10 protein-coding genes are annotated in these 9970 nt (G+C 65.6%); 4 read left to right on the forward strand and 6 right to left on the reverse strand.

The genetic code is table 11. From position 1 onward, the window contains the following. The first annotated feature begins 1105 nt into the window (after positions 1–1105). Both AC30QB_RS20495 and AC30QB_RS20500 read left to right on the forward strand, forming a co-directional pair. Complete coding sequence (locus AC30QB_RS20495; protein WP_489548122.1) at positions 1106–1489, forward strand: MAPEG family protein; 384 nt, start codon at positions 1106–1108, stop codon at positions 1487–1489. Positions 1490–1511: 22 nt separating this feature from the next. After that, positions 1512–2207 (forward strand): TIGR02117 family protein, encoded by a 696-nt coding sequence (locus AC30QB_RS20500; RefSeq protein ID WP_489548123.1) that lies wholly within the window; start codon positions 1512–1514, stop codon positions 2205–2207. Between the two features lie 7 nt (positions 2208–2214). Here AC30QB_RS20500 and AC30QB_RS20505 read toward each other — a convergent pair whose 3' ends face one another. The 3 genes from AC30QB_RS20505 to imuA all read right to left on the reverse strand — a co-directional run bounded on the left by AC30QB_RS20505 (position 2215) and on the right by imuA (position 6158). Continuing rightward, positions 2215–3705: a methyl-accepting chemotaxis protein gene (locus tag AC30QB_RS20505; RefSeq protein WP_489548124.1), complete on the reverse strand. Its 1491-nt coding sequence runs from the start codon at positions 3703–3705 to the stop codon at positions 2215–2217. Positions 3706–3827: 122 nt separating this feature from the next. Beyond that, positions 3828–5357, reverse strand: a complete 1530-nt coding sequence (locus AC30QB_RS20510) for a Y-family DNA polymerase (protein ID WP_489548125.1) — start codon at positions 5355–5357, stop codon at positions 3828–3830. Positions 5358–5372: 15 nt separating this feature from the next. Continuing rightward, positions 5373–6158: a translesion DNA synthesis-associated protein ImuA gene (gene imuA / locus AC30QB_RS20515; RefSeq protein ID WP_489548126.1), complete on the reverse strand. Its 786-nt coding sequence runs from the start codon at positions 6156–6158 to the stop codon at positions 5373–5375. A 197-nt stretch (positions 6159–6355) separates the two neighbouring features. On the opposite strand from imuA, the gene AC30QB_RS20520 reads away from it, so the two are divergent. Beyond that, positions 6356–6739 carry a YchJ family protein gene (locus AC30QB_RS20520; RefSeq protein ID WP_489548127.1) on the forward strand — a complete coding sequence of 128 codons (384 nt, stop codon included), beginning with the start codon at positions 6356–6358 and terminating at the stop codon, positions 6737–6739. A gap of 194 nt (positions 6740–6933) precedes the next feature. Here the strand turns inward: AC30QB_RS20520 and AC30QB_RS20525 are convergent, their stop codons facing one another. The 3 genes from AC30QB_RS20525 to AC30QB_RS20535 form a co-directional block, all read right to left on the reverse strand. Further along, positions 6934–7455, reverse strand: a complete 522-nt coding sequence (locus tag AC30QB_RS20525) for a hypothetical protein (protein ID WP_489548128.1) — start codon at positions 7453–7455, stop codon at positions 6934–6936. 133 nt (positions 7456–7588) lie between these two features. Beyond that, positions 7589–8662, reverse strand: a complete 1074-nt coding sequence (locus tag AC30QB_RS20530) for a WD40/YVTN/BNR-like repeat-containing protein (protein ID WP_489548129.1) — start codon at positions 8660–8662, stop codon at positions 7589–7591. A 2-nt stretch (positions 8663–8664) separates the two neighbouring features. After that, complete coding sequence (locus tag AC30QB_RS20535; protein ID WP_489548184.1) at positions 8665–8934, reverse strand: MoaD/ThiS family protein; 270 nt, start codon at positions 8932–8934, stop codon at positions 8665–8667. Between the two features lie 97 nt (positions 8935–9031). Between AC30QB_RS20535 and rarD the strand changes: the two genes are divergently transcribed. Next, complete coding sequence (gene rarD / locus AC30QB_RS20540; protein WP_489548130.1) at positions 9032–9916, forward strand: EamA family transporter RarD; 885 nt, start codon at positions 9032–9034, stop codon at positions 9914–9916. Positions 9917–9970: the final 54 nt, after the last annotated feature.

Here is a 9970-nt window from a genome sequence, read left to right on the forward strand (position 1 = left end):
GTTCGCGGTCTCTAGCCCGCCACCGGCTGCGGCCGAACGGTTCAGGCCGTACCCACCCGGACAGTACTTTCGGTAGAAGCCGTACGCCTTCTCGAAGAAGTTTGGTGCGCAGCTGAACGTAATGAACGCACATCGCTTGGCGGCGCAGTGCAAGTACTTCGAGAAGTCGGCATCACGTAGCTGGCTACGGCCAGTCCAACATGCGGCCTAACCCTTCAATCGAGAGGACAAACACCGGCAAGCCGGTGTTTGCCTCTCATCTCAAACGTTGAGCGGCTGGCCGCATGCGGTGCTTTCTTGTGCTTCGATCAACGCTGCCAGGTCAGAAGGTTGAGCCGCCCCTGCGCCGTATCTGTCGAACCATCGGTGTAGCTCGACGGGTCGGCTTCAGTGCCGGGCCAATGAAGGTGTGCTTCTCTGCAAAGCCCTTCTGCGCAACCACCGCCCTGCACTCACGTGGCTTGGTGCGGGTATCAGGGTCACGGGCAGCCGCTAGCACACGCGGTCACCGGCTTTGGCTCTCGCACGAGCCCTGTGGCTTTCGCACTCAGCGGCTGCTAGGCTGTGCACGCTCGGGCGCCGCAGCTTTTGCATGCAGAGCCGCCGCCCAACCCTTCAATCGAGAGGACGTCACCCGGCAAGCCGGGCGCCGCCTCTCATCTCCACGTTAGGCGGCTTGTCGAGGCCTCGGTGTTTCAAGCGCCGCATGGAACTACATGTTGAGCAGCTTGGCTTCGTTTCAGTCTCTGGCATCGGCGCCTGCTCGCTTGCGTCGTTCTGAAGTTCATCGGGCTAGGTTTCCTGCGCAAGCTCGTTCTTCTGCTTGCGCTGCTGGGTCAGTCAGTGGGGCCGCTGCCCGTTGCAGGCTCTGCCAGTCGTTGCTTGAGCCACGGGCAGCGGCTACATTGCGGCGTGTCACAGGCCTGTATAAACTGCAGATTGATGACTACCCACCAATCTAGGCGCCTCGTCGCCGTTGCAGGACTGGGGAAGTCCCTTCGCATTCCAATCGCTGAACCCGCAGGCCCAAAGCAACTGATGCCTGGAATCAGCTCACGTCGAACGTCAACCGAAAAAGGGGGTGACCTGTCGCAGAATGCCGAGCATGAATATGCCTCTACTCTGCTCGGCAATCTTGGTCATCCTCTACGGCGCTCTGAGCGTCAATGTTTCAAGGGTGAGGCTGTGGAGGAACGAGTCTCTCAGGGTCGCCGAAACGCAGCTGACACAAGCCGTTAGGGCACACGGGAATGCGGCTGAGTACATCCCGCTGCTGGTGGCGCTTTTGCTGTACCTGGACTTCACCGCTCCAAGCTTCTTTCTGAGCGTCGCCGCTGTCGTCGCCACAGCAAGCAGGGTTCTCCATGCCGTCGCCATGCTTCTTGTGCAGAGCGCCACACCCCGCAGCCGCCTTCGCTTTCTGGGCGCGATCGGCACTTACGCGTCTCTGTTTGCACTTGCCGGCGTACTTGTTTGGCGTGCGGTGTAAGGCGCCTCATCTTTATCACATGATGGCCGCCCTCTCTATCGGCAATGCATCGAAGCAGTTGGCCAAACTCTTGCTCATTCCCATCGTCTTGGCGGCCGCATACTTTTCAATCGCCTACGGTCTGCTGCTGCTGCCCGCCAACACGGCGCCACAAGCGGGCACGATCGCGGTGAACGCCTATGTGCACTCCAACGGCGTGCACACCGATTTCGTGTTCCCGCTGCGCGCTGAAGGTGTGGACTGGTCGCTGGCCTTTCCGGCAGAGCATCTGGCCCAAGCACCTGTCGGAGCAACCTATGTCGCAATCGGTTGGGGCGACCGCGAGTTCTACCTGAACACGCCGCGCTGGCGAGACCTCACGGCGATGCGTGCCCTGCAGGCTCTGTCGGGCAGCGGTCGCTCCTTGCTGCATGTGAGCTATTTGCGCCCGTCTGATTTGCAGGAAGGCACTTATGCCCTGCCCTTGTCGGCTAAGCAATACGCCTCGCTGGTGAAGCATGTCGACACGGCACTGGTGCGTGCCGGCACGGGGCAAGGCGTGAGCGTGCCCGGCCAGCACTATGGTGCGCATGACGCGTTTTACGAAGCGCGCGGCTCCTACGACGCGTTCACCACTTGCAATGTGTGGGTGGGGCGTGGCCTGCGGCAGGCTGGCGTGAAGGTCAGCGCCTGGACACCGCTTGCGTCCCAGGTGGTGTGGCATTTGCCACGCCCTTGAAAGGCCGTCAGCCTTTGTAGATGCCGCAGGCGATGGCGAGGTCGCCAGCCCGTTCAACGTAAGACGACTTGAGCTTGACCTCGTTGGTCACGGGGTGGGCCCACTTGTAGTCAACCCAGCCTTGGCTGCCCGATTTGGCCAGATTGGCCATGTCTTTGACGAAGAACTTGCCGTCGATGTCTTTGCTGGTCGGGCCTACCCCGAGCACACGCGGGTTGTTGCCATGGGCATAGAAAATCGCGTCATTGGAGCCTATGGCCATGAGGTAGAGGTCTCTATCAACGAACCGGCCCTTGCCGAGCTTGTTGATCTCGTCCACAAAGGCGGCCTTGCCATGCTCCTTGAAGAAGGCGAGGCCTTGCTTGACCAGGGCGGCCGCTTCATCGGCGTTGCCGTGTTCACGCGTGCCCAGGTTGAAGCCCGACACCGATTTGAGCAGCGTCACGGCCTGCTCGTTCAGGCCGGCGGCGGTCTGTGTTGCGTCTTTCACCAACCGCGCGTTCATCTTCACCGCGCCGTCGATCTCGACGATGGCCTGATTCACTGACTGGATGCCTGTGCTCTGCTCATGGCTGGCGCAGGCCATCTCTTTCATGATGCTGGCCACATGCTTCACTGAGGAGACGATCTCGGTCATGGTTTTGCCCGCGTCGTCGACCAGCTTGCTGCCTGCGTCAACCTTCTCGACCGAGTCGCTGATGAGCGACTTGATCTCCTTGGCGGCCGTGGCCGAGCGCTGCGCCAGGTTGCGCACTTCGGCGGCCACCACGGCGAAACCGCGCCCCTGCGCGCCAGCACGTGCGGCCTCTACGGCCGCGTTCAACGCGAGGATGTTGGTCTGAAAGGCAATGCCGTCGATCACGCCGATGATGTCGGAGATCTTGCGCGAGCTGTCCTTGATGGAGCCCATGGTGGTGACGACCTGGGTCACCACTTCGCCACCCTTCACCGCGTGGTCGGAGGCCTGCAGCACCAGCTTGTTGGCTTGCTCGGCGTTGTCGGCGTTCTGCTTGACGGTGATGGTGATCTGCTCCATCGACGCGGCGGTCTGCTGCAGCGTGTCGGTCTGGGCGGTGGTGCGGTCGGACAGCGACACGTTGTCGCGGCTGATCTGCGAAGAGGTGCTGGCCACGGTGGTGGTGCCGGCGCGCACGTCGCTCACGACCTTGAAGAACTGTTCTTTCATGCCGCCCAGCGCCAGCATCAGCTGGCCGAATTCGTCGCTGCGCTTGACCTCGTATTGCGAGGTCAGGTCACCGGCCGTGATCTTCTTCGCCACGTCGAGTGCCTGGCGCAGGGGCTGAACCACGCTGCGGGTGAGCCACCAGGCCGAGGCGGCGCCGATCAAGATGGCCGCGCTGCCGCACAGAATGATCCAGGTCTTGGCAGGCCCTTCGACATGGCTGGCCGCCACAGCCGTGTTGATGCCGAGAATGAGCAACATGGGCCCGAAGCCCATCAGCAGGCGAGAGCGCAGTGTCAAGTTATCGATGTTCATATCGACTCCTGAACGAATGGAGGTGGGTGACGAATAACACGAAATGCTGAGGCTCTTGGCGCCCCTGGGCACACAAGATATCGGCGTGCTGCCGTTGAACTTGAGGTAAGAGCGGCCCGCGCTCAGGCAAAGCGCCCGTGCAGATACCAGCGGTCTCCCTGGGTTTTCTCAGAGAGCGGGAAGCGCCCGCGGTACAGCCACACCAGCGCGCCCTCGGTCGTCTGGGCAATGAAGTAATCGCGCTCTGCCAGGGCGTGGTCCCACCAGCCCGTCTCGATGCGCTCGGGGCCCGCCAGCAGGTGCAGCGCGCACCCATCGAGCAAAGGGCGTGAGTGCAGCTCTTGCAAGGGTTGGGCTTGCGGCAGCAGCCACAGCGGGCGGGTGATGGCGGCGGGCGGCGTCGGCAGGTGTGCTTCGTTATAGGCATGCACACCTTGCTCGCCGGCGCGCAGCATGAGCGGGTCTGCCGGCTCCAAGGTCGTGGCCCGCTCAGGGCGATGGTCGGCCACCGGCAGAAGGCGCTGCACCTGCTCGCGGCCCAGCCGGGCCTGCAAGCGCTCGATCAGGCGCGTGAGGCCGTCGTGCTCGCTTTGCGGTGTGGGAAAGAGCTCGGCGTTGGGCGGTGGCTGGCGCGAGATGTCGTCTGACACCAGGCCCAGCTCCAAGGTGGGTGCAGGCAGTTGCAGCGCGGCCAGTCGCTCGCGCAAGAGCGCAAGCATGTGCGGTGCATCGCGTGAAGGCTCGGCCAGCGCGATCTCAAGCACCGTCATCGATTGCGCATGGCCCCAGCGCGGCTCGTGCTTCATTTGCAGGCTGAAGCGGCGCACAAAAGCATGCTGGGCCGACAGCCACGCCACCAGGCGCGCCAGCAGCACTTGCGCGCCATAGAGCAGCTGGTCGGTGCTGTCAGCGCGTGCAAACAGCTCGAGCTCACTGCCAAACACCGGCGGCAGGCTGATGGGCTCGCGCGGGTCGGGCCGCTCACCGAGCGCGCAGTCGAGTTCGTCGAGCAGCGCCTGGCCGAAGCGCCGCGCCAGGCCTGTGCGCGGCAGGCGGCGCACATCGCCCACGCAGCGCAAGCCCATGCCTTGCAAAGCCTCTTCGTGCTCGGCCCCAGCGGCCAGCAGGCCCACCGGCGCGGCCGCCAGCGCGCGCAGCAAGGCCGGGCGGTCGGCGCAATGCAGACCGTCATGCAAGCGCGACAGCAGCGCCGCCCCCTGCGCCGTAGGGGCGCTCACGCAATGCACCCGGTGGCCCAGCGGCGCCAGGGTGGCCCGCAGCATCTCGATCAGCCGCTCGCGCCCACCGAAGTAGCGCAGGCTGGCCTGCACTTCCAGCAGCACCCCCGCCGGCCCCGACAAGCTGACCGCCGACGTGAACGCCAGCGCCGCATGCGCCACGCTGGTCAGCTCGGCCAGGTCGCGCCGCTCATCGGCCTGGCCCAGCACAAGCCGGGGCGCCAGAGACAACGCCGTGGCCCGCTTCATGCCCGGCTGCACGCCCACGGCCCGCGCGCAGGCATTGGCGCTCACGATGCAGTGCGCATCCATCAGGGCGAGCCCCTGCCCACCTGGCCCTACGGGGTCGGGCGGCAAGGTCGCGGCAAAGGATTCCAGCGACAGCAGCGGCAGGTACAGCGCAACCCAGAGCATGCGTGGCCACGGCCGTCACGCCAGATTGATGAACGTGGCCGCGCGCAGCGAGTGCTGCAGCAGCTCGTCGCCCACCTGGGCCCGGCGCAGCGCTGCGCCCGAGAGCACCGGCGGCAAGGCAAGGTGCAAGGGCTCAAGCAAAGGCGGCCCGCGGCGCTTGAGCACGCGCAGCGCCAGTTGGTCGGCTCCGGCCGGGCGCAGGGACAGCCGCAGCGGTGCCGCGCTGGCGTGGGCTTGCGCCGCCACCTCGCGCAGCACGAAAGCCGGGCCATCGTGGGCATGCGCAGCGAGCTGCAGACGACGCAAACGTTCCGAACGCAGCCGCTGCGGCAGCCAGGCCACCACCGCCCCCACGCGGCCGCTTTTGAGTGCCTGCTCCAGCGCCCACAGGCGGTCGGCACCGGGGCGCAGCTGCAAGTGGGTGTGGATCACCAGCAGCTGGTTCACGTCTAGCCCCAGCTCACCCAGGGCTAGCGCCGAAATGGCAGCGGGCGGGTCAAACATCATCACCAGCCGGCCGGCGCGCTGGATGGCCGCGAGGCTGGCGGCCAGCAAGCGGATCTCGCCGATGCCGGGGTGCGGCAGCAGCAGCTCGGTGAGCACGCGGCGTGGCCAGCCACCACCGGGCAGCTGCGTGTCGAGCAGGCTGAAGCCACTGGGCAGGGTGTTGTCAGCGCTGCGGCCCAGCTGGTGGGCGCGCCAAAGGCTGGGGTGCAGGGTCTCGGGCACCAGCGGCGCGCGCGGCAGGCGAGCCACCGGCGCAGAGGCCGAAGGCGGGGCAAGGCTGAGCTGCACATCCATGAGAATACTGTATGCCCATACAGTTATTTATGCAAATACCAGAGATGCCTTGATGAAGGTCTCGCCCAGCTTCGGGCACTATCGAGCCGATGAATCTGGCAAAAGGAATCCTGATTAGCGACGAACCTCAGGCCGAACGGAACCAGCCGAACAGTATTGGGAGCTGAGGTTCGTCGCGAATCAGGAAAGGAATTGACATGAATGCGCCCTGCGATTGCGGTGCGCCTGCGCCCTATGCGGCGTGCTGCGGTCGTTACCACGCTGGCCCGCTGCACTTGCAAGCGCCCACGGCTGAGGCGCTGATGCGCTCGCGTTACAGCGCCTTTGTGCGCGACCTCACCGGCTACTTGCTCGCCACCTGGCACGCAAGTACGCGCCCTTCAGCGCTCGAGCCCAACCCCGAGGGCTTGCGCTGGTTGGGGCTGGAGGTGCGCGGCCACAGCCAGCAAGACGCCGACCACGCCACGGTGGAGTTCGTGGCCCGCAGCAAGCTCGGCGGGCGCGCGCAGCGGCTGCATGAAACCAGCCGCTTCGTGCGCGAAGCTGGCCAGTGGTTTTATGTAGACGGGAAGATGTGTTAGCCCGTACACCCGCGAAGCGAGGTGACCCTCAAGCAGCGCCCGCGGAACCGGCTTTGCCGGGCCGCCAGGCGGGCCTTGCAGGCCGCGCCGGTTGAGGACGCCCGGCTCCTCGCCAGGCACCTCTCGTCCTCAGGACGAGAGGTGTCCGGGCTCGGCCCCCTGGGGGCAGGAGCAACGCGACTGGGGGGCCTAAATCAAGCGAACTCTTGCCGCACACCAGCCGACATCAAGCGGCGGATGATCCAGCCCAGCAGGCCACATGCACCGAGCGTGACCACCACCGCCATCACGCGTGCCGCGGTCACGAAGCCGCCGAACACGCCCAGCGCTTGCGGCGGCAGAGCCACGTTGACCAGGGTGCTGCTCACCACCGACTGCATCATTTCTTGCTGCAGCCACAGGCCCAGCAGGTTGGCCACGATGGCCACCACAAGCAGTGCAATGAAGGTGCGGCGCGCCCAATCAAGGCGCATCAAGAGGCCGATGGCCGAGGCCAGCGTGGCCAGTGACATCACGACGCCGGTGCCCACGACCCAGGGCAGGTAGCCGATCAGCAAGCCCACCACACCCGAGACAGCCGGGGCCGGCAGCAACGAGGCGAGCATCGCGTTTTGCACCAGCGCCGAGAGGCTGGTCATCACACCGAGCAGGATGAACACCCAGGCCGTCGCGGTGACGAACAACGAGCGGGATCCGACGGTGATGGTGGTAGGCATGGCGCAGCTCCTGCACAGGGTGCTTGAATTGTCTGGAGCCTTGCGTGCGATGTCATTCCCTTGCACGGGGGAGCCCCCACGTTGAAGGGGGCGGTGTGTGCGTCATTTGCCACACCTTGCTTGCAAACGTTTCTCAGCCGAAGCGCACCGCGTAGATCGGCGGCAGGTGGCCGTTGACGCTGGCCCACGACTCACCAGCATCGTCGCTCGCCCACAGGTTGCCGGTGGTGCTGCCCATCAGCAGCGCGCTGCCACTGTCGTCTACCGCCAGGCCGTGGCGGTAAATGAGGTCGTAGCAATCTTGCTGCGGCAGGCCTTGCCGAAAAGTCTCGAAGCTGCGCCCGCCATCGCGCGTGCGGTTGACCACCAACGCGCCGTCGACCGGCACGCGCCTCTCGTCTTTCACGGCCGGCACGAACCAGGCGGTACCCGGCTCGCGCGGGTGCGCCGCCACCGCAAAGCCAAAGCTCGACAGTGGCGCTTTCAACTCCTGCCAGCTGGCCGAGCCATCGGTGGAATGGAAGATGCCGTTGTGATGCTGACACCACAGCACGGTCGGCACAGCCGCGCATTGGGCGATGAGGTGGGGGTCTTGCGCGTTCTGTTCGTAGGCTTGGTCGGGCGGCATGTACTCGGCCCGCATGCCCTTGGCCTGCAGCTCCCATTGCGTGGCACCGGCGCGGCTGCCCCACACGCCGCCGCAGCTCACGCCTGCCAGCACCTCGCCAGGGCGGGTGGGGTGGGGCAAGACGGAATGAATGCCCGGCACGTCGTAGCCCCCACCACCCCATTCCTCGCGCTCGGGGCGTGACCAGAGCGCATCGACCAGCTGCCACGAGTCGCCGCCGTCGATGCTCTTGAACAAGCCCCCCGGCAAAGTGCCGGCCCAGATCGCCCCGTCTATGGACTGCAGGGCCCAGATCTGCACCAGCTTCCACGGCGCGCCCTTCGCCTCGGCCGGCTGCGGCGGGTAAGCGGGTGTGGCCACTTCACGCCAAGTGACGCCGGCGTCATCCGACGCATGCACCTTCACGCCGAAATGCCCCAGGTTCAGCGCCGCCAGCATGCGGCCCTCTGTCGTGGGTGGTAGCAGCATCGAGACCGGCTCGGCCAGGAAGCTCACGCGAGCGATCTCCCAGCTTTTGCCCTTGCGGCCCAACTCGAACAAACCTTTGCGCGTCGCCACCCAGGCACGACTTGAACTCATGGTCAGCCTCCAGAGAGAGCCTGCAGCACGTGAACTTGGCTGTCAGGCTTGAGTGAATCATTCAGCACCACCCGGTCGCGGCTGCGCTGCCCATCGATGAACACCACCACGTTGGCGCGCAAATGGCCTTGCTCGTCGAGCACATAGCCTTGCAACCGCGGGTTGATGTCGAACGCAGCCTGCAAGGCTTCGCGCAGGCTGGCCACGGGCGCGTCGAACTCGGGGGTCTCGGTGAAGCGCTTGAGCTGCTGGGTGAAAACGATGCGTGCCACGGCGGCGATGATGCCTCTGCTGTGCACGAATGACCAGTGCCGGGCGGCGGCACAAAGACGCTGGGACAATGCCCGTCCTCCCGCTTACGCCCCGCCTATGTCCACTGGTGCCGTCTACGCCGCCCTTGCCTTTGCACTGTGGGGCATCTTCCCGCTCTACTTCCGCCAGATCGCCTCGGTGCCGCCGGGCGAAATTCTCATCCACCGCATCATCTGGTCGCTGGTGTTCGTGCTGGTCGTGCTCAGCGCGCGCCGCCAGTGGGCGTGGCTCAAGCCGGTGCTGCGCCAGCCTCGGGTGCTGGCCGCCTTCACCGCCAGCGCGGTGCTGCTGTCGGTCAACTGGCTCACCTACATCTGGGCCGTCAACAACGGCCATGTGATCGACGCCAGCCTGGGCTACTTCATCAACCCGCTGGTCAACGTGCTGCTGGGCTACACCGTGCTGCACGAGCGCCTGCGCCGCATGCAATGGGTGGCACTCGGCCTGGCCGCAGCCGGCGTGCTGTGGCTCACCATCCTGGCCGGCCACCTGCCGTGGATTGCCCTGGTGCTGGCCGTCAGCTTTGGCTGCTACGGCTTGCTGCGCAAGGTGGCCACGCTGGGTGCGCTGGAAGGGCTGACGCTCGAAACCCTGTTGCTCGCCCCCATCGCCGCGCTGGTGCTGGGCGTGTGGATGGCCAACGGCAGCAGCACCTTCCCCGCGCCCGACGCCAGCACCAACGCCTGGCTCGTGGCCGCCGGCCCCATCACCGCCATTCCCCTGCTGCTGTTTGCCGCCGGTGCCCGCCGCATCTCGCTCACCACCCTGGGCCTGTTGCAGTACATAGGCCCCACCATCCAGCTGGCGCTCGGGCTGTGGCTGTTCCACGAGCCCTTCTCGGCCAATCGGTTGATGGGGTTTGCGCTGATATGGCTGGCGCTGGCGGTCTACAGCGCCGAAGGTTGGTGGTCGTCGCGTACCGCGGCAGTTGCGGCGGCTTGACTCAGCTCCGCTTTTTGCAGGGCCCTGGCGCTCGCTGCGTCACCTACCATTGGG

The sequence above is a fragment of the Rhizobacter sp. genome, assembly GCF_046595475.1.
Taxonomy (GTDB): domain Bacteria; phylum Pseudomonadota; class Gammaproteobacteria; order Burkholderiales; family Burkholderiaceae_C; genus Rhizobacter.

Bases quoted from the DNA above. Each gene is read 5' to 3' on its own strand.
- AC30QB_RS20505 (WP_489548124.1), bottom strand. From the start codon at position 3,705: ATGAACATCGATAACTTGACACTGCGCTCTCGCCTGCTGATGGGCTTC.
- AC30QB_RS20510 (WP_489548125.1), bottom strand. From the start codon at position 5,357: ATGCTCTGGGTTGCGCTGTACCTGCCGCTGCTGTCGCTGGAATCCTTT.
- AC30QB_RS20500 (WP_489548123.1), top strand. From the start codon at position 1,512: ATGGCCGCCCTCTCTATCGGCAATGCATCGAAGCAGTTGGCCAAACTC.
- AC30QB_RS20530 (WP_489548129.1), bottom strand. From the start codon at position 8,662: ATGAGTTCAAGTCGTGCCTGGGTGGCGACGCGCAAAGGTTTGTTCGAG.
- rarD (WP_489548130.1), top strand. From the start codon at position 9,032: ATGTCCACTGGTGCCGTCTACGCCGCCCTTGCCTTTGCACTGTGGGGC.
- imuA (WP_489548126.1), bottom strand. From the start codon at position 6,158: ATGGATGTGCAGCTCAGCCTTGCCCCGCCTTCGGCCTCTGCGCCGGTG.
- AC30QB_RS20520 (WP_489548127.1), top strand. From the start codon at position 6,356: ATGAATGCGCCCTGCGATTGCGGTGCGCCTGCGCCCTATGCGGCGTGC.
- AC30QB_RS20525 (WP_489548128.1), bottom strand. From the start codon at position 7,455: ATGCCTACCACCATCACCGTCGGATCCCGCTCGTTGTTCGTCACCGCG.
- AC30QB_RS20495 (WP_489548122.1), top strand. From the start codon at position 1,106: ATGAATATGCCTCTACTCTGCTCGGCAATCTTGGTCATCCTCTACGGC.